Genomic DNA, 17879 nt, shown 5'->3' on the forward strand with positions numbered 1-17879 from the left:
GGCCTTTTTATACTCATCGAGCCCCAGCCATACCATAAAAGACCAAAAACCTTGCTTTTCTTAATAAAATTATTAAGTTCGACCCATACGAACTTTACAAAATAGCCCTACTTTTGTAATGGTAATCGCAACGCAACCCGCCCCGTAGCTCCGACACCGATCCAAGCGAAAGGGGCATCTTCACTCAAATACCACTACCACGATGGACCTGCTACAAATCGTGAAGGGGTTCAATGAGATCCTCTGGAATAGCTTCCTCATGTACGTCCTCCTCGGCGTAGGGATCTTCTACACCCTTTATCTGGGCTTCCCCCAAATTCGTCATTTCGGTCTGGCGATGAAGTATTCCTTTAGCTCGATCTTCAAGAAGCAAGAGAAGGGTACGGCTGCCTCAGACCAAGTCAACTCATTCCAAGCGCTCGCCACAGCCGTCGCCGCTCAGGTGGGTACGGGCAATATCGCCGGTGTAGCCACAGCCATCGCCATGGGTGGCACAGGAGCAGTCTTCTGGATGTGGATATCCGCCCTTCTCGGTATGGGTACGATCTTCTCCGAGGCCGTGCTAGCCCAAGAGTATCGAGAGGTACGTGACGGCCAAGTCGTAGGCGGTCCAGCCTACTATATCCACCGAGGGCTGAAGAGTAAGAAGCTCGCCGCCTTCTTCTCCATAGCCGTGATCATTGCTCTTGGCTTCATCGGCTGTATGGTACAGGCTAATTCCATCTCCATCGGACTGACCAGTGCCTTCGGGATGAAGGACTGGACAAGCGGGCTACTCATCGCAGCGCTCGTAGCCATCGTCATCGTCGGCGGGCAGAAGCGTGTGACGACCATCGCCGAGCTGGTCGTCCCCTTCATGGCAGTAGCCTATATCCTGGGAGCGATCATCATCCTCTTCATCTACTCAGATCAGATCCAGCATGTCTTCCTATCGATCTTCGAAGAAGCCTTCTCCACAGAGGCAGCTGCAGGTGGGGCCGCTGGCACGGTGATGAAGTATGCCATTCGCTACGGGATCTCCCGTGGACTCTTCTCCAACGAGGCGGGTATGGGGAGCACGCCACATGCTCATGCCCTAGCGAATGTCAAGGACCCTTCCATCCAAGGCTTCGTAGCGATGTCGGGTGTCTTCGTGGATCTCCTGATCTGCTCCGCTACGGCCTTCATCATCCTACTCACAGGAGTTCATGACGATACAGGACTTATCTCCGTGCAGATCACACAGAAGGCCTTCGAGCAAACCTTTGGTCATGGTGGGGTTGTCTTCTTAGCTGTGAGCCTACTGATCTTTGCCTTCACGACGATCATAGGCTGGTATGTCTTCGGTGAGATGAATATCCGCTACCTCTTCCCGAAGAAGGCCGTCTATGCCTTCCGTGGCATCGTCATCTGCTGTATCTTCTCAGCGACGATCTTCCGTGCCGAATTGATCTGGGAGCTAGCAGATACCTTCAATGGCATCATGGTCATCCCCAACGTCATCGCCATCATCATCCTGGCGCCTCAAGTGAAGAAGATCTATAAGCGCTTCCTACAGCGACGGAAGACAGAGTCACTCTAGCGAGCACTGTGCCGTATCTCCGTCCCCACTTGTGAAGCACCTCAGAGGTTACTGACATCACGATAAGCACCCACCCTAACGACACAGCCCCTCGAGACTAAGGATAGTCTCGAGGGGCTGTGTCATATCTAGCTAGGCGATAGATCGCCCTTACGTCAGATGGGAGGGCTTAGTCCAGGACGTGGCGCTCTGCATGGTAGGAGGAGCGCACCAGCGGACCACTCTCGATGTGCCGTAGCCCACGCTCCAAGCCAAGGGTACGTAGACGTGCAAACTGGTTTGGGTGGATGTATTCGACGACGGGGAGATGTCTGTGCGTCGGCTGCAGGTACTGCCCGATGGTCATGATCGACACGCCTACTGCATGAGCATCGTCGATGAGCTCTAGGACTTCTTCCTCCGTTTCTCCAAGGCCGAGCATGATCCCCGTCTTAGCAGGGATGCCACTAGCTGCGATGCGCCCAAGGACAGAGAGGCTCTGATCATAGGTAGCTACGTGACGCACCGAGGGGGTGAGGCGACGGGTCGTCTCTAGGTTGTGGGAGATGATCTTAGGCTCACAAGCGATGATCTGGTCGACATAGTCCAGTCGGCCATTGAAGTCTGGGATGAGCACCTCGACAGTGACCTCTGGTGTCGTACGACGAATAGCCTCGATGGTACGCACCCAATGCTGTGCTCCGTAGTCCTCTAAGTCATCTCGGTCCACACTCGTGATCACAGCATGACGCAGGTTCATCTTCTTGATGCTCTGAGCTATCTTCATCGGCTCGAGTGGATCAAGAGGAGGAGGAGTCTTCCCCGACTGAGTATTGCAGAAGCGACAGGCACGTGTACAGATCGCACCACCGATCATGAAGGTAGCAGTACCAGCACTCCAGCATTCCCCTTGGTTGGGGCAGCGACCACTGTGGCAGATGGTGTTGAGCCCGTGGTGCTCGATGGTGTGCTTCGTGTCGGTGAAGGTGGAGTTGTCGCCGAGGCGTATCTTGAGCCACTCGGGCTTACGTACGCGGACGACCTTGCCAGATTTCTTAGGGACTATGGTTTCTTCTTGCATCATTATGTAGGACGTAGCCCTTAGCTGGAGGTTGCAGTCCCCAGCTAAGGGCTACTAGGGGATTGTGACTTATAGGTTCTCCTCTAGGAAGGTGATGATACGCTTGTAGAGGTGATTGCGGGTATTACCTCCGTAGATGCCATGGTTGCGGTCCTTGTAGATCGCCATGTCGAAGGGGATACCAGCCTGGACGAGCAGTTCGGTGAAGTCCATAGCATTCTGCACATGGACATTGTCGTCTGCACTCCCATGAATTAACAATAGCTTACCTCGAAGGTTCTTCGCTACGGGCAGTACTGACGAGGCCTTGTAGCCGTCGGGGTTCTCCTGAGGGGTACGCATGAAGCGCTCGGTGTAGATGGTATCGTAGAAGCTCCAGTCTGCTACGGGGGCGACAGCGACACCCGTCTTGAAGACCCCATTGCCATGGCAGAGCCCCATGAGTGTCATGTAGCCACCGAAGCTCCAGCCGTAGAGCCCGATACGCCCAGCATCGATGTAGGACTGCTGTCCCAGCCACTTAGCTGCGGCGATCTGGTCTTCGATCTCCTTTACCCCGAGCTGGAGGTAGGTGCACTTGCGCCAAGCCTCGCCACGAGCACCCGTACCACGGGGGTCAACGCAGACGACGATATAGCCCTTGCTAGGTAGGATCTGCTCCCATCCGAGGCCGAAGGCATCAAGTACTTGCTGCGAATCGGGTCCGCTGTACTGAGTCATCAGCACGGGGTACTTCTTCGTGGGATCAAAGTCATAAGGCTTGAGGATCCAAGCATTGAGTTCTTCGCCACGACCATTAGGGATCTTGATGAACTCCTCACGGCGAAGGCGATAATCCTTCAGACGCTCGGCGATCTCCTTGTTATCCTTGAGCACACGTAAGGGGCGAAGGGAGCCCGTAGCATAGACAGCAGTCGTCGTGGGGGTATGCGCATTGCTGAAGATGCTGATGTAGTGGGAGAAGTCATCGCTGAAGATAGCTTCGTTCGACCCAGAGCCTGGGTGAAGAGCTGTCTTCCGCCCCTTGGGATCTATACGATAGATCGAGCGACGCATGGGGGATTCGTCCGCTGCTTGATAGTAGACATTCCCCTTGGCATCGATCCCGTAGAAGTTCGTATCATCATAGCTCCCCGTAGTGACCTTACGCTGGAGGACACCCTTATCGGAATAGAGATAGATATGGCGGTAGCCGTCCTGCTCGCCGAGGTAAGCGAAGCCCGAGGGGATGAACTTACACTTGGTGAGATTGCGACTATCTACATAGGCTTTGTTGCGCTCTTCGAGGACGACCTTCGGCAGTAGGGTCTTGTCGTTGACGTAATAGAGGACGAGGTGATTCTGCTGTCTATTCAGGGAGAAGACGGCGAGGTTACCATCCCGACCGACGAACTCCAGTCGGGGGATATAGTAGGGAGCGTTCTTGAAGGTGACAGGCTTCTGTGAGCGATCCGTCACATTGTAGATATGCACCGAGACCTTAGAGTTGGGAGTACCAGCCTTCGGGTACTTGTAGGTATAAGCACTAGGGTACTGCCCCGACCCGTAGATAGGCATGCTGTACTCATCGACCTCGCTCTCATCGGTACGGACGAAGGCCAGATAATTATTGTCTTCGCTCCAAGTCATTAGGCGGATCGTCTCCAGCTCTTCTTCGTAGACCCAGTCGGTGATCCCATTCATGACCTTGTTGCGCACAGCATCGGAGGTCACACGTACTTCGGTATCGAACTCAAACTTCTTAATGAAGATATCCCCCTCACGGACGAAGGCGACCATCCTCCCATCTGGGCTGAAAGTCGGGATCATCACCTTGCCTGCCGTAGAGCTCAGAGGCTCGACACGATTGCGACGCACGTCGTAGTGGAAGACATTGCCCTTGCTCGAGCGACGATAGATAGCCTCTTGGTCGGTGATCAGCAGGATATGGTGTCCCTTGGGCTCAAGGATATAGTCGTCGAACTTCTTGAATTCGCACTCACGTGCCTTATGGACGCTGAAGAGCGTATCTACGAGTTCGCCCGTATGGAAGCTGTAGCGGAGGATCGCCTGATGCTCCTTGTCCATCATCGTGTAGTACTTGCCATCGCTGGTCGAGCGCATGCCTTGGCCTGCGGTATAAGCATAGAAGCGTCCCGAGGTCACGTCCTCGACTTGGAGGTCTTTAGTAGGCTGCTGTGCCTCGGCATAGGAGCCAGCTCCAAGCGTGACGAGCAGTAGGGTTAGGGATAGTAGTGTTCGCATAACTTGTATGTATTAGTTCACCTCGTACAAAGATACAAAAAGGAAGGAAGCAATTCGGGCTCTCCCAAGGGGCTAAAAAACGACCTACGGTAGGTCGCTCTGAAAACCTACTGTGGGTCGTCTCACCGACCTACCGTGGGTCGCATCGACGACCTACCGTAGGTTTTATTTTGGAGTGCTAGAGTACCCCAAGAAAAAGAGCGAATCCGCAAGAAGCCTCCCTGCGTGGGATGTGCTACTTGCGGAGTCGCTGAGTTAGGGGGAGGTCTGTGAGGCTTAGACATCACGGCCGGGGCGGAGCGCCTCGGCATCGTCTAGGGTGAGGATGGAGTTGACCAGCGTGGCGGCGAGGTTGCTACCGCCCTTACGGCCTTCGACGATGATCTTGGGGATGTCCTTGAAGACCTTGGTCATGTACTTAGATTCACGCACCTGGACGAAGCCGACAGGAGCAGCGATGATCCCGCTGGGATGAGCCTTGCCTCGGCGAATGAGGTCACATAGTTCGATGATCGCCGTCGGGGCATTCCCTACGGCGAAGAGCGCATCGGGGTGCTCTTCGACCGCCAGGCGGATACCCGCCTGCGAACGGGTGATGCCCTTCTTCGCTGCGAGCTCAGTAGCTCGGGGATCATTGAGATAGCACTTGACTTCGACCCCGAGACGCTCCAGAGCGCCCTTGCGGATACCCGCAGCGACCATCGTCACGTCAGTGATGATCGTACGGAGCTTGCCATCGAGCACCGCCTGATGCATCCGAGCGACAGCCCCTGGGTCGGTATAGAGGATCTTCTCCATCTCGAAGTCTGCCGTCGTGTGGATGGAGTGAATGAGTGCCCACTTGTGATCAAGGGGGACATCAGGATTCTGCAGTTCGCTATTGATCGTACGGAAGCTTTCGATCATGATGCCCTGCCCGACCTTGACATCCTGCTCCAGCTTGCCCTCAGCATAGTAGCCTCGGGGGGTGATGAAGTGGCCGTCGAAGTTGTAGCTCTGCGTATTACCGATGATGAGGACGGTGAACATATCCACTTCCTCGGGATCGAACTCCGCCAGCGTCGTCAGCTTCACCTCCTGCTCCTCACGACCCGCCTGACGCACGTAGCCAATGGGGGTGTCAGGAGAGCGGTGCTTGGAGAAGATCTCCAAGAGACGATAGAGCTGCCAGTAGCGACCCTGACTTTTGGGGTTGTAGACCGCCGTGATGAAGTCCCCATAGGCAGCAGCCTCGATACGCTTCTCGATGCGTAGCCAGGGGGTCATCAGATCTGAGAGGGAGAGGATGCAGAGGTCATGCCCGATCGGGCAGCCCAGCAGGGCAGCAGCCTTCTGGAAGGCACTGATCCCTGGCAGGACTTCCACCTCGATGGAGTCGGTGACACCCTTCTCTCGCATCATCTCGTAGATCAGGGGAGCCATCCCGTAGATACCCGCATCACCCGAAGAGATGACACAGACGGTCTTCCCCTCAAGCGCATAGCGGAAGGCCTCTTCGGCACGCTGACGCTCGGCCTTCATTCCGCTGTCAATGCTGAGGGCATCGGGACGGATGTGCTCCTGGATGAAGCGGAAGTAATACTTGTAGCCGACGATGACATCGGAGGCTTGCACGGCTTGGAGCACCGCTGGAGTAATATCCTCAGGGCTACCAGGACCGATGCCTGCGACGATGATTTTATTCTTTTTCATCAATGGATTGTATTCTGTGGTGAAATTTCTTCGTTTCGGTTTTGTTTTCGGGGGCAAAGATAGGGCATTTCTCCTGCTTGACAGCTATGATCAAGCGGGCTGGCTCAGGCTACTCTGGGGGAGGGCAAGAAGACTCAGGCGGGAAGGGCGAAACAGCCCGCTTGGGAGCAGCATCTGGGAAGGGGTCAAAAATGACCTACGGTAGGTCGCCTTGACGACCCACTGTGGGTCGCATCGACGACCTACAGTAGGTTTTATCTGCGACCTACCGTAGGTTCCTTTTTGGGGGTATCCAAGCACCGTAATTAAGCAGGCTGGAGCAAGCCCTTGGAGCGCATGCCGAAGGAGATTGCTTCACTTGGCCTAACTTTGCTCCAAACAATTCATGCTATGGCGAAGAAAAAGACCGTATATCACTGCATCGAGTGTGGGGCTCAATATCCCAAATGGCAGGGCTTCTGCTCTCAGTGTGGGGTGTGGAACTCCATCGAAGAAGAGGAGATCATCGTCGGGAAGCAGGACAAGCCCACACAGAGCTTCACCGCTCATAGTCTCACGAACAAACCCGTGCGTCTGGCGGACATCGAGCAGCGGGCAGAGAGCCGTCTGACGATGGGCGATCCCGAGCTCGACCGAGTGCTCGGTGGTGGGCTCGTCGAAGGGTCGTTCGTCCTGCTGGGGGGCGAACCAGGGATCGGGAAGTCTACCCTCATCCTACAGACCGTCCTTCGCCTCCCCTACAAGACGCTCTATGTCTCGGGCGAGGAAAGCCTCTCCCAGCTCAAGATGCGTGCCGACCGCATCGGCGACACCAACGAAGACTGCCTCATCTACACCGAGACCAGCCTAGAGAAGATCCTCCACACAGCGCAGGAGGTCGGCCCTCAGCTCCTAGTCATCGACTCCATCCAGACCATCCAGACCGAACTCTCCGACTCGTCCCCAGGGAGCGTCTCACAGATACGCGAATGCGCCACGGCCCTGCTCAAGTACTGCAAGACCGAAGGGGTGGCGGTGATCCTCATCGGCCATATCAACAAGGAGGGAAGCATCGCAGGGCCCAAGGTCCTAGAGCACACGGTGGATGTCGTCCTACAGTTCGACGGCGACAAGCACTATATGTATCGCATCCTCAGAGGACAGAAGAACCGCTTCGGGAGCACCGCCGAACTTGGGATCTACGAGATGCGTCAGACGGGGCTCCGTCCCGTAGAGAATCCCTCCGAGCACCTCATGACCCAGAGCGATCTGAAGCTCAGCGGGACAGCTATCGCCGTAGCTATGGAGGGCGTGCGTCCCTTCCTCATCGAGACACAAGCACTGGTCAGTTCGGCTATCTACGCCACCCCCCAGCGCTCCTCTACGGGCTACGACACCCGACGGATGAACATGCTCCTAGCCGTGCTGGAGAAGCGTGCTGGCTTCAAGCTCGTCCAGAAGGATGTCTTCCTCAATATCGCAGGGGGTATTCGCCTCTCCGACCCCGCCTCTGACCTAGCGGTGATCTCTGCCGTCCTCTCCTCCAGCCTCGATATAGCCCTCCCCGAAGGTGTCTGCCTCACGGGGGAAGTGGGTCTATCGGGCGAAGTGCGTCCCGTGGGGCGCATCGAGCAGCGCATCCTAGAGGCCGAGCGCATCGGCTTCCGTACCTTGATCCTGCCCGAGAGCAATCTACACGGGCTGAGTGCAGCCCCCCGAAGTATCCAGCTCATCGGTGTGAAGACGGTCGAAGAAGCCTTCCGTCTTCTCTTCCGACGAAGCCAGTAGCGAAGAACATCCCACAGAGCGAAAGAAAAGAGAGCGGGCTAGGAATGCACTATTCCTAGCCCGCTCTCTTTATCTATTAGGTACGCTGGCTGATCCAGCGAAGTGCCTTGAGGTTAGGCTTACTTCTTCGCTCGCATACGCTCCTCGTACGCCTCGTGGCGGTCACGAACTTCCTTAGCATATTGGGCTGCCCGCTTGCGCCCCTTGCTGTTCGTACCAAAGGCATTGAACTCAAACCGCTCAGGTAGATCTCGTGCGTAGTCTCGGATACGTACCAGCCCACCCTCGCCCTTGTAGAGGACGATGGTGTCATAGAGACGGCGGGGCTCGGGCACGATGCTATCCCGATGCCCCTCTATAGGCTGGGGGAAGCGATAGGACGCGTAGCTGATCTCACTCGAATCGACACGAATACGCTGGTAGAGCTGTAGGCCCGACCCCAGACGGTCATGCACCGAGGAGAAGCCATTGCGGTAGACCTTGGGCGAGGCCGAACTGATGACAAAGGCTGGAGCGATCGTATCTCCCCCCTTCGCACGTGTCGTAGCTCGGGCATAGCCGTGGTCGTGCCCCTGCAGGACGAGGTCAGCACCTCCCGAGATCAGTTCATCCTTGAAGACATAGTGCATCACCAGATTCTTTCGCCCTTCTCGTACGCAGTCCACAGCGTGGTGGAAGAGGACGATCTGCCAAGGTTGCTTCGACTCACCCAAGACCTTCCTTAGCCAAGAGCGATGCTGACGGATCGATCCTAAGCCCATGATATCCGTAGTATCGAGGACAATGAAGCGTAGGAGGGGGAAGTCGATGAAGTAGCTACGCCCCAAGAAGTCTTCAGGACCGTTCTTCGGGTAGCCGAACTGTCGTACCCAGCGCGCATCCAGCTCACGGCCAAAGCCATTCTTGAGATACTCGTGATTGCCAGCAGCAGCGAGGATGGGGATCTCGCCACTGAGCGCTCCGATACTCTCGTACCAAGCACGCCAGAAGGCATCCGTAGGCCCTTCGATCTGATCCCCTGCGAAGGCGAAGAAGTCGATCGCCTCGGCAGACTGACGGAGATAATCGAAGTTGCGCTTACTCTCCGTCACGCCAGGATCCTGGATATCACCGAGGTAGACGAAGTTCGTCTGAGGCTCTTCGCTAGGCATCGTGAAGGCCTGAGTATGCGGACGAGCACCTTCGACCTCAATGCGATAGATATAGCGCTCTCCCCTATTCAGACTATCAAGATGCACCTGATAATAGCAGCCCTTCCCTGAGCGAGAGGCTATGACCTCGGCTGTCGGATGAAGGGCACGGGGACGAAGGGTGTCGCCCTTAGCCGAGATCCGATAGAGCTGAAGGGTAGCAGGGCGAGGCTCCTCACCGCAGAGCCAAGAGAGGGTGCGCTCCGTCATGAAGTCTTCGCCTGGAGTGAGCGTCACGCGGCTGATCTCTTGAGCTATGGTGTAGGGCTGCTCAGGGGCATTACCGAACCACGCATTCCAGCGGAGCTTCAGGAGGAGACCGCCTCCCCCGAGTAGTAGTACCGCTAGGATTAGAGCGATACGCCAGCCTCGACGCTTCTTCGTGGGCTTCTGCCCGAAGCGATGGTGTGATCTACGCCTACGCATGCGAAGACTGGGCTTCCTCGTCAAGCTCGGGCTCCGAGGGCTGGAGGGATACGACGATCGGCTCTTCACCACGGCGATCGGCAGGACGCAGGGTGGAGAGCTCCATCTTCAACTTGTCTCGCTCGGAGCGCAGGCTATCTCGCTCCTCACGGAGGGCACGCACCTCTTGCCCGAGGCTGTCCCATTCGAAGAGCCCTCGGATAGCTAAGCCAAGAGCAACGACCGCTACAGCACCGACGACTCCCAGCGACGAGAGGGGTGCAGAGCCTTGGGCTATACCGGGCATGGTGAGCCCCCAGAGGCCGTAGCAGAGCAGAGGGATAAGGAAACCGACGAGCGCCACGATGAGGAGCATCCAGAGATAGGGTCGGTAGAGCCGACGACGCATCATCCGAGGTGCTAGGAAGTAATAGTTGAGGTAGAAGAGAGCTACCAGATACAGATCCGTCAGCCACGTGGAGTAGTAGAGCTCGGGGCGAGAGAAGACGGACTCACCATCTAGGGCCTGCACCGAGGTCACCAACGTCTGCAGGAGGATCAAGACGAACCACAGGAGGGCATATATCGAGACGGAGATCGTCCTATTGGAGGGGGTAGTATTCATCGTAGTAAGGTGCTAATGGGTACGTGCTGCGATGTAGTCTGCTAGGGCAAGGAGGGAGCTTCGGTAGGAGCTCTCTGGGAAGGTAAGGAGGAGTGTCTTTGCCTCCTCGATGTAGCTATAGAGCTTATGCCAAGCGTAGTCGATCCCTCCCGCCTCGAAGGCAAGGGCGGTAAGGCGCTCTACGGCCTCATCGGTGATCGGTTTGTCGGCGAGGAGCTGGAGGTAAGGCTCAGCCTTCCCCTCAGCTTCGAGCTGAAGGAGGGCATGAAGTAGAGGAAGCGTGATCTTACCCTCGCGGAGGTCATTACCCGTGGGCTTCCCTACGTCAGAACGGTAGTAGTCGAAGATATCGTCTCTTATCTGGAAGGCCATCCCCAGTGCCGTACCGATCTGGATGGCCTGCTCAAGAGCCTCAGGAGAAGCCTCCATCGTGACCGCTGCCACCTCAGCGCAGGAGCGGAAGAGGACGGCCGTCTTCTGATAGATGATCTCGTAGTAGTTGGCTTCGTCGAGGCGCACCTTGTCAGCGGACTCTGCTTGCCGGATCTCCCCTTCGGTGAGCTCTCGGCCAATGGCAGAGACGATGCCGATGATCCTCAGATCTCCGAGGGCGATGGCTCCGATCAGTGCCGAAGAGAGGACGAAGTCACCCATAAGCACCGCCACACGATTGTCGAAGATCGCCCCGAGGGTGGGCTTACCTCGGCGGGTCTTGGCCTCGTCGATCACATCGTCATGGATAAGTGTAGCAGTGTGGATCAGCTCCAGAAGGACAGCCGCATCGATACTCTTCTGTGATGGTTCTTTGGAGCCCAAGAGCCCAGCCATCAGAGCCGTGAGTATCGGACGCACCTTCTTGCCCGTGGAGGCATTGAGGTGCTGGATCGCCTGCTCCAGCCATTCGGACTTGGTCGCAAGGATCGAGGCAAACTGGCTATGGAAGTCATCCACATAGCTAGCCACTGGGGCTTTGATCTGATCGAGTTCGTGCATCTAGGTCTGCGCTTCTAAAATTCTTAACAAAAATAGCGATTTCTATCTGTCTACACCTCTATTCCTATTTATCCTGATCAGCCCCACTGAACCCAAGCGCCTCTGGGACTTCCCAAGCCAGCTCTCCCTGCAGGAAATCACCGAGAAAAAGCGGGCGGAAGAAGCCCCTTGGCGAGAGGGCTAGGACAGCCCCAAATAAAACCTACTGTGGGTCGTCCTTGCGACCTACCGTGGGTCGGTGAGACGACCCACAGTAGGTTTTCAGAGCGACCCACGGTAGGTCGCTTTTTCGACCCTTGGGAGCATGCTCTCCGAACGGAGGGAAAAGCTCTCGGAGAAATAGCCCTCATTCGCTCGCAAAGCCCTATCTTTGTACAAACGCATACGTACGAAAATGAACGGTCAAAAACCTACAATCGACGATAAGCAACTGGCCCTCGACAAGCGCTATCTGCGCATGGCGCGTATCTGGGCGGAGAACTCCTACTGCGAGCGACGCAAAGTGGGGGCGCTCATCGTCAAGGACAAGAGCATCATCTCCGATGGCTACAACGGCACTCCCGTCGGCTTCGAGAACGTCTGCGAGGACGAAAACGGGCTGACCAAGCAGTATGTCCTGCATGCCGAGGCCAATGCCATCTCCAAGGTAGCTCGTAGCACCAACGACTGCTCTGGAGCGACGGTCTATGTCACCGCCGCCCCCTGCATCGAGTGCTCCAAGCTCATCATCCAGTGCCACATCCGCCGTGTCGTCTATAGTACAGAGTATCGCCTAAGAGATGGGATCGAGCTCCTGCAGCGAGCAGGTATCCAGGTAGACTACGTCTCTCTGGAGGAATAAGCTCCCCCCATACACACATACCTTCCTTTGACTTGTCACAACATGCAAGAAGAACGCTACGAGCAGTCACCTTCTCCTAAGCCCGAGCGCAAGGCACGCCTGCTGCGCTGGCTGACCTATACGGCAGGCTTCGTCCTGACCTTCCTCTTCGGGATCTTTGTCTCTCTCTTCCTCGGGCTCGGGGGGCAGCGTGGTCCCTCAGGGAAGCTGGGCGAGATCTACTCGCTCATCCAGGAGTACTATGTCGATTCGGCTAACCTTGACAGCCTGACCGAGCAAGCCCTACCGCTCATCCTCGCTCAGCTTGATCCCCACACGGCTTATCTCAATGCCGAGGAGAACAAGGTCTCGACGGAGAGCCTCGAAGGGTCTTTCGCTGGTATCGGTGTGCAGTTCAATACGCTCCTCGACACCGTCGTCGTCGTCCGTGTCATCGAGGGAGGGCCCAGCGAACGGGCTGGTCTCAAGGCAGGCGACCGCATCCTCAAGGCCGACACCACCAACCTCGTGAGAGACTCCATCACCTCCGAAGAGATCATGAAGGCGCTCAAGGGCCCAGAGGACACGGTCGTTCGCCTCACGGTGCGCCGTGGGGGTAAGACCTTCATCGCCTCCGTCGTGCGTGGTGCAGTGCCCGTCTCCACGATCGATGCAGCCTACATGATCCGCCCACATGTCCTCTACCTGCGTCTGAATAAGTGGGGAGCACAGACCCCAATCGAATTCCAGCAAGCCTATGCTGACCACAGCGCCGAAGGAGTAGAGCGTATCTTGATCGACCTGCGTGACAATGTGGGGGGCTACCTGCAGGCAGCTACCGCCCTCGCTACGGAATTCCTCTCCAAGGGTGATCTGCTCGTCTACAATAAGGGCGCTCACTATCCCCGAGAAGACTTCAAGAGCCCTCGAGATGGACGGCTCAAGGAGATCCCCCTCAGCATCCTCGTCAATGAGAATAGCGCGAGCGCCAGCGAGATCTTCGCTGGGGCGATGCAAGACCTCGACCGTGCACTCATCGTCGGTCGTCGCACCTTCGGTAAGGGGCTTGTGCAAGTTCCCTTCGAGCTAAGAGACCGCTCCGTGGTGCGCCTCACCGTAGCTCGCTACTACACCCCCTCGGGTCGTAGTATCCAGAAGAGCTATGCCAAAGGCTTCGAAGCCTATGCGGAAGATATCGAAGATCGCTACCTGCACGGTGAGCTCTATTCGGCCGACAGCATCAGTCGCCCCGACACCACCCGCTACTACACCCGCATGGGGCGTGTAGTCTATGGCGGTGGCGGGATCACTCCCGACATCTTCACCCCTCGAGACAGCGTAGGGATCAATACCTATTACCTCCGCCTCCTGCGCTCGGGGACCTTCCAGCGCTTTGCCTTCACCTATGCCGACCGTGAGCGTAGTCGCCTCTCGGCTCTTGGCTCGGACAAGGCGATCCTTGACCACCTGCAGGCGCAGGGAGATCAGATCGTCTATGCCTATGCCAGCTATGCACAACAGCATGGTGTGCCCCAGCGTCCTGGCCATCTGCAGGAGTCGCTCCCCATCCTCCGCAGAGACCTTGTAGCCCTGATCGCCGACATGCTCGGGGGCGACAAGAATGCCTATTACCGTGCTCGCAACGAGCAAGACCTCGAGGTGCTCACCGCCCTAGAGCGCCTCACCTCCCCTCAGTGGCGACCCACGAAGTAATCCCTCTCCCCTGAAGCACCCCCTAGTCCCCGTGGAGAAGAAGACCCTACGCCAAGAGCTACGGCAGCTCAGCCGAGAAGTGCTCACCGATCCCCTTCGGGAGGCAGGGAGTCGCTCCATAGTCGCACAGCTCTCCATCCATCCACTATGGAAGAAGGCACGGCGGGTCGCTCTCTATTCGGCTCTACCTGACGAACCTTCTCTACGAGCCTTGATCGAAGGGACGACGGACAAGGAGCTTTTCCTCCCTCGTGTCCTTGATGGAGAGACCATGGCCTTCTATCCCTATATAGGTAGCCATGCCCTTGAGCAGTCGGGGAGCTTCGGGATCTGGGAGCCTAAGCTAGAGGAAGCCGAGCCCGTCGATCCTAGGACGCTTGACCTCATCATCATCCCTGCCCTAGCCTACGATGCGTCGGGCTACCGACTAGGTCGAGGTAAGGGGTACTACGACCGCTACCTTGCCACCTGCCCTACCCATCGGCTGGGTGTGACCTTCGGCCTCCGTCGTATCGAAGAGCTTCCCCACGAGCCTTGGGATCTACCCGTCGAGGAAGTGCTCTACCCTCAGCCCGCCCTTCTCTAAATACTCCTTCTCACCTCCCCGTCGATGACTCCAGCCCATCAGCTTACCCTCAACCTCTCTGGTCGTCTGATCTCCCTCGAGAAGCCCCTCGTCATGGGGATCGTCAATGTGACCCCCGACTCCTTCTTCGCAGGAAGTCGTATCGATGGAGCAGTAGCTCTCAGAGCACGCCTTGACACACTCGTTCGTGAGGGGGCAGCGATGGCAGACCTAGGCGCTTATAGCTCCCGACCAGGAGCCGAAGAGGTAAGCCCCGAGGAAGAGCGAGCTCGCTTGAGACCCGCCCTTCAGATCCTCCGAGACGAATACCCCGACCTACCCGTCTCGGTAGACACCTTCCGCTCAGACGTAGCCCGTATGGCGGTCGAAGAATATGGCGCAGCCGTGATCAATGACATATCGGGGGGCGGACTCGATCCTGCCATGTATCGGACGATGGCAGAGCTACAAGTGCCCTATATCCTGATGCACATGAAGGGCGACCCTCAGACCATGCAGCAGCAGACCGACTACAGCGATGTGACGCTCGATGTCATCGACTACTTCGTCCAGCGTGTGGGACAGCTCCTCGAGCTCGGGGTACACGACATCATCTTAGATCCTGGCTTTGGTTTCAGCAAGACCACGGCGCAGAACTACGAGCTTCTTGCCCAGCTCTCCTCCCTAGCCGAAGCCTTCACCCAACCGCTCCTTGTCGGTGTCTCCCGCAAGAGCATGATCTACCGCCCCCTCGGCATCACCCCCAAAGAGGCGCTGAATGGGACGACCTTCCTCCATGCCCTTGCCCTAGAGCGAGGAGCGAAGATCCTTCGTGTGCACGATGTACACCCCGCCGTCGAAGCCATCCAGCTCTACGAAGAGCTACGTCCCTTCCTCCACTCGGACGACAGCCTCCACTACCGACACCTTCGCCCGCTTTAATCCTTGTATTTACCTCTCTAACCCTTGACTTCTATGCTTTCGTGGCTCGACATATCGCTCAAGGATATCATCGACATCCTGCTGATGGCAGTCTTCCTCTACTATGCGTTCGTCACCTTGCGCTATTCGGGGAGCCGATCGATCTTCATGGGAATCGTCACCTTCCTCATCCTCTGGCTACTGATCTCTCAGGTGCTTCAGATGCGACTGATGGGGGCGCTGCTGGACAAGTTCATCAACATCGGCTTCATCATCCTAGTGATCATCTTCCAAGATGAGATCAAGAAGATCCTCGTCACCATCGGTTCGGCCCAGCGCTGGCGCAAGATACGCAAGCTCCTACGTGACGGCTCGGCCAAGGAGGAAGACGAAGCCGACTACATCGCCCCCGTTGTGCTGGCGTGCATGAACATGGCCCGCAAGAAGACCGGAGCTCTGATCGCCGTGCAAGGTATCTCCGACCTCACGCCCTACCAGCACGCTGGCGAACGTTTCCAGGCTTCGGTCAATGCCCGACTGATCGAGACGATCTTCTTCAAGAATAGCCCTCTGCATGACGGAGCGATGATCATCTCCTCGGGCAAGATCTGCGCTGCGGGCTGTATCCTTCCCGTGGCGAGCAACACCGACCTGAACAAAGACCTAGGCCTTCGCCACCGCTCGGCACTTGGCCTCTCGCAGAAGACCGATGCCAAGGTGATCATCATCAGCGAAGAGCGCGGCTCAATCTCGCTGGCTTATCGTGGCGAGATCATCGTCGACATCAGCCCCGACGAACTGCGGGCACTCCTGGCTGCCGAAGACTAAGGCCTGCCCACCCACTCCACCGCAGACACGTACCCAGCCCCACCTCCATCTGCCCCTAGATCTATGTCAGCACGATCCATCCGACAGTTCCTCGTCCTCGTTCTCCTCTCGCTCATGGGGGGCGAAGGTCTAGCTGCTACTTCCCACCGTGAAGCACCCAAGGTGCAAAGCGGTCATCCCACGGAGGATGGCATACCGTCCCTCCCTTCGCTCTCTTCTCGTGTGGGCGCAACTAAGATCATCGGCGGGAAGATCTTCACCTATGCCGACCAAGGGGCGATCACCCTAGTCAGCGGCGGCACGTACCTCATCTCGGGAGGGCACGTCATCGGGGGCTTCTACTATAAGGCTCCGACTTCGATCACCCGCCCTTCCGACGAGCCCCTCTACACCTCGGAGACCCTCCCCATAGCGAGGCTCTCGGGGAAGAACCTACGTCTCTCCCACCCCGCTACCCAGCTGGACCTTCTCGACATGCAAGGGCGAAAGGTCCTCTCCGCTCGGGGAGTCCAAGAAGCCCGGATCAACGTCCCCACGGGCATCTACCTACTCCGTTCGATCTTCCCGACGACGACCTTCATCTGCAAGCTCATCGTCCGCTAAGCCCGCCCGCACCGCCTTTTCCCCACCCCCTACAGCAAGAGCGCCCCTTCTCCAGCGAGAAAGGGCGCTCTTCTTGCTCCAAGGTGATGGTCATCCAATCTATAATCCCATCCCCTCACTAGCCTATACCTAATGAAAATATAGGAGTAGCACACTTCGAGCTATTCCCCTAGCGCTATTCTACATACTCTTATTACTTTTGTTATAAACATTTATTCAAAAGACACCTCCCTCAATGAAACAAGCTGCAATAAAGCCCGAAGCCATCCTGCAATTAGAGCAAGAGTTAGGCTTTGAACTCACTGACCTCACCCATATTTCCGATACTAATGATGGTATTCCGGGATCTAAGACCTATACACGTAATCAAGAAGGTGAGGTTATTCAATTGAACTTAACTGGATGTAAATTAGAAAAGATCCCCAATCTTCTAGCCTTTGAGAATCTACAGGACCTAGATCTGTCACACAATAAGATTAGTTGTATTGAGGGATTAGATAAGTTGCCCGAGTTGCAATCACTAGATCTTAGCATTAATCAGCTCTCCCATATCGAAGGCTTAGAGCAGCTCCTTAATCTACAATCATTGAATCTTGGATTTAACCAGCTCTTTCGGATTGTAGGCTTAGAGCAACTTACTAAGTTACAATCATTGTATCTCTGGTATAACCAACTCTCTCGCATCGAGGGCCTAGAGCAGCTACCCAATCTGCAATCATTGAATCTGGAAAATAATCAACTAACGAATATTGAGGGCTTAGAGCAACTACTCAATCTGCAATCATTGAATCTGGAAAATAATCAACTAACGAATATTGAGGGCTTAGAGCAACTACTCAATCTGCAATCATTGAATCTGGAAAATAATCAACTAACGAATATTGAGGGCTTA

General features: G+C 56.3%; 15 protein-coding genes. 9 read left to right on the forward strand and 6 right to left on the reverse strand.

What is annotated here, in order from left to right; all coding sequences use genetic code 11:
• Positions 1 to 202: 202 nt before the first annotated feature.
• Complete coding sequence (locus Q0336_RS07085; protein ID WP_298527087.1) at positions 203 to 1561, forward strand: sodium:alanine symporter family protein; 1359 nt, start codon at positions 203 to 205, stop codon at positions 1559 to 1561.
• A 169-nt stretch (positions 1562 to 1730) separates the two neighbouring features.
• Here the strand turns inward: Q0336_RS07085 and lipA are convergent, their stop codons facing one another.
• From lipA to cobJ, 3 genes are all read right to left on the reverse strand, one after another.
• On the reverse strand, positions 1731 to 2624 hold the full coding sequence (gene lipA, locus Q0336_RS07090) for a lipoyl synthase (protein ID WP_298527090.1): 894 nt from the start codon (positions 2622 to 2624) through the stop codon (positions 1731 to 1733).
• A 66-nt stretch (positions 2625 to 2690) separates the two neighbouring features.
• Complete coding sequence (locus Q0336_RS07095; RefSeq protein ID WP_298527093.1) at positions 2691 to 4865, reverse strand: S9 family peptidase; 2175 nt, start codon at positions 4863 to 4865, stop codon at positions 2691 to 2693.
• Positions 4866 to 5141: 276 nt separating this feature from the next.
• Positions 5142 to 6557 (reverse strand): precorrin-3B C(17)-methyltransferase, encoded by a 1416-nt coding sequence (gene cobJ / locus Q0336_RS07100; RefSeq protein WP_298527096.1) that lies wholly within the window; start codon positions 6555 to 6557, stop codon positions 5142 to 5144.
• Positions 6558 to 6947: 390 nt separating this feature from the next.
• Here cobJ and radA point away from each other — a divergent pair, with 390 nt between their 5' ends.
• Positions 6948 to 8324, forward strand: a complete 1377-nt coding sequence (gene radA / locus Q0336_RS07105; RefSeq protein WP_298527098.1) for a DNA repair protein RadA — start codon at positions 6948 to 6950, stop codon at positions 8322 to 8324.
• A 119-nt stretch (positions 8325 to 8443) separates the two neighbouring features.
• On the opposite strand, the gene Q0336_RS07110 is transcribed toward radA, so the two are convergent.
• Genes Q0336_RS07110 through Q0336_RS07120 form a run of 3 tightly spaced genes read right to left on the reverse strand, consistent with a single transcriptional unit; the run spans position 8444 to position 11537 of the window.
• Positions 8444 to 9940 (reverse strand): metallophosphoesterase, encoded by a 1497-nt coding sequence (locus Q0336_RS07110; protein ID WP_298527100.1) that lies wholly within the window; start codon positions 9938 to 9940, stop codon positions 8444 to 8446.
• Entirely contained in the window at positions 9933 to 10544 is a 612-nt protein-coding gene (locus Q0336_RS07115; RefSeq protein ID WP_298527103.1) for a hypothetical protein, read from the reverse strand. Before Q0336_RS07115 ends, Q0336_RS07110 begins: the two co-directional genes overlap by 8 nt.
• A 12-nt stretch (positions 10545 to 10556) precedes the next feature.
• Positions 10557 to 11537 (reverse strand): polyprenyl synthetase family protein, encoded by a 981-nt coding sequence (locus tag Q0336_RS07120; protein ID WP_298527106.1) that lies wholly within the window; start codon positions 11535 to 11537, stop codon positions 10557 to 10559.
• Between the two features lie 394 nt (positions 11538 to 11931).
• Here Q0336_RS07120 and Q0336_RS07125 point away from each other — a divergent pair, with 394 nt between their 5' ends.
• From Q0336_RS07125 to Q0336_RS07155, 7 genes are all read left to right on the forward strand, one after another.
• Positions 11932 to 12378, forward strand: coding sequence for a dCMP deaminase family protein (locus Q0336_RS07125; protein WP_298527109.1), 447 nt, complete (start codon positions 11932 to 11934; stop codon positions 12376 to 12378).
• A 42-nt stretch (positions 12379 to 12420) separates the two neighbouring features.
• Positions 12421 to 14070, forward strand: coding sequence for a S41 family peptidase (locus Q0336_RS07130; protein ID WP_298527112.1), 1650 nt, complete (start codon positions 12421 to 12423; stop codon positions 14068 to 14070).
• A 31-nt stretch (positions 14071 to 14101) separates the two neighbouring features.
• Positions 14102 to 14656: a 5-formyltetrahydrofolate cyclo-ligase gene (locus tag Q0336_RS07135; RefSeq protein WP_298527115.1), complete on the forward strand. Its 555-nt coding sequence runs from the start codon at positions 14102 to 14104 to the stop codon at positions 14654 to 14656.
• 24 nt (positions 14657 to 14680) lie between these two features.
• A complete protein-coding gene (gene folP, locus Q0336_RS07140) occupies positions 14681 to 15577 on the forward strand; it encodes a dihydropteroate synthase (protein ID WP_298527118.1) in 897 nt (298 codons plus the stop codon).
• A 33-nt stretch (positions 15578 to 15610) separates the two neighbouring features.
• Complete coding sequence (cdaA, locus tag Q0336_RS07145; RefSeq protein ID WP_298527121.1) at positions 15611 to 16384, forward strand: diadenylate cyclase CdaA; 774 nt, start codon at positions 15611 to 15613, stop codon at positions 16382 to 16384.
• 63 nt (positions 16385 to 16447) lie between these two features.
• Positions 16448 to 16987 (forward strand): T9SS type A sorting domain-containing protein, encoded by a 540-nt coding sequence (locus Q0336_RS07150; protein WP_298527124.1) that lies wholly within the window; start codon positions 16448 to 16450, stop codon positions 16985 to 16987.
• A 235-nt stretch (positions 16988 to 17222) separates the two neighbouring features.
• A partial coding sequence (locus Q0336_RS07155) for a leucine-rich repeat protein (RefSeq protein ID WP_298527127.1) occupies positions 17223 to 17879 on the forward strand: 657 nt, incomplete at its 3' end.

It is taken from the genome of uncultured Porphyromonas sp. (assembly GCF_938039215.1).
Lineage (GTDB): Bacteria > Bacteroidota > Bacteroidia > Bacteroidales > Porphyromonadaceae > Porphyromonas.

Bases quoted from the DNA above. Each gene is read 5' to 3' on its own strand.
- Q0336_RS07115 (WP_298527103.1), bottom strand. From the start codon at position 10,544: ATGAATACTACCCCCTCCAATAGGACGATCTCCGTCTCGATATATGCC.
- Q0336_RS07150 (WP_298527124.1), top strand. From the start codon at position 16,448: ATGTCAGCACGATCCATCCGACAGTTCCTCGTCCTCGTTCTCCTCTCG.
- lipA (WP_298527090.1), bottom strand. From the start codon at position 2,624: ATGATGCAAGAAGAAACCATAGTCCCTAAGAAATCTGGCAAGGTCGTC.
- folP (WP_298527118.1), top strand. From the start codon at position 14,681: ATGACTCCAGCCCATCAGCTTACCCTCAACCTCTCTGGTCGTCTGATC.
- Q0336_RS07110 (WP_298527100.1), bottom strand. From the start codon at position 9,940: ATGCGTAGGCGTAGATCACACCATCGCTTCGGGCAGAAGCCCACGAAG.
- radA (WP_298527098.1), top strand. From the start codon at position 6,948: ATGGCGAAGAAAAAGACCGTATATCACTGCATCGAGTGTGGGGCTCAA.
- Q0336_RS07130 (WP_298527112.1), top strand. From the start codon at position 12,421: ATGCAAGAAGAACGCTACGAGCAGTCACCTTCTCCTAAGCCCGAGCGC.
- Q0336_RS07120 (WP_298527106.1), bottom strand. From the start codon at position 11,537: ATGCACGAACTCGATCAGATCAAAGCCCCAGTGGCTAGCTATGTGGAT.
- Q0336_RS07125 (WP_298527109.1), top strand. From the start codon at position 11,932: ATGAACGGTCAAAAACCTACAATCGACGATAAGCAACTGGCCCTCGAC.
- cobJ (WP_298527096.1), bottom strand. From the start codon at position 6,557: ATGAAAAAGAATAAAATCATCGTCGCAGGCATCGGTCCTGGTAGCCCT.
- Q0336_RS07085 (WP_298527087.1), top strand. From the start codon at position 203: ATGGACCTGCTACAAATCGTGAAGGGGTTCAATGAGATCCTCTGGAAT.
- Q0336_RS07095 (WP_298527093.1), bottom strand. From the start codon at position 4,865: ATGCGAACACTACTATCCCTAACCCTACTGCTCGTCACGCTTGGAGCT.
- cdaA (WP_298527121.1), top strand. From the start codon at position 15,611: ATGCTTTCGTGGCTCGACATATCGCTCAAGGATATCATCGACATCCTG.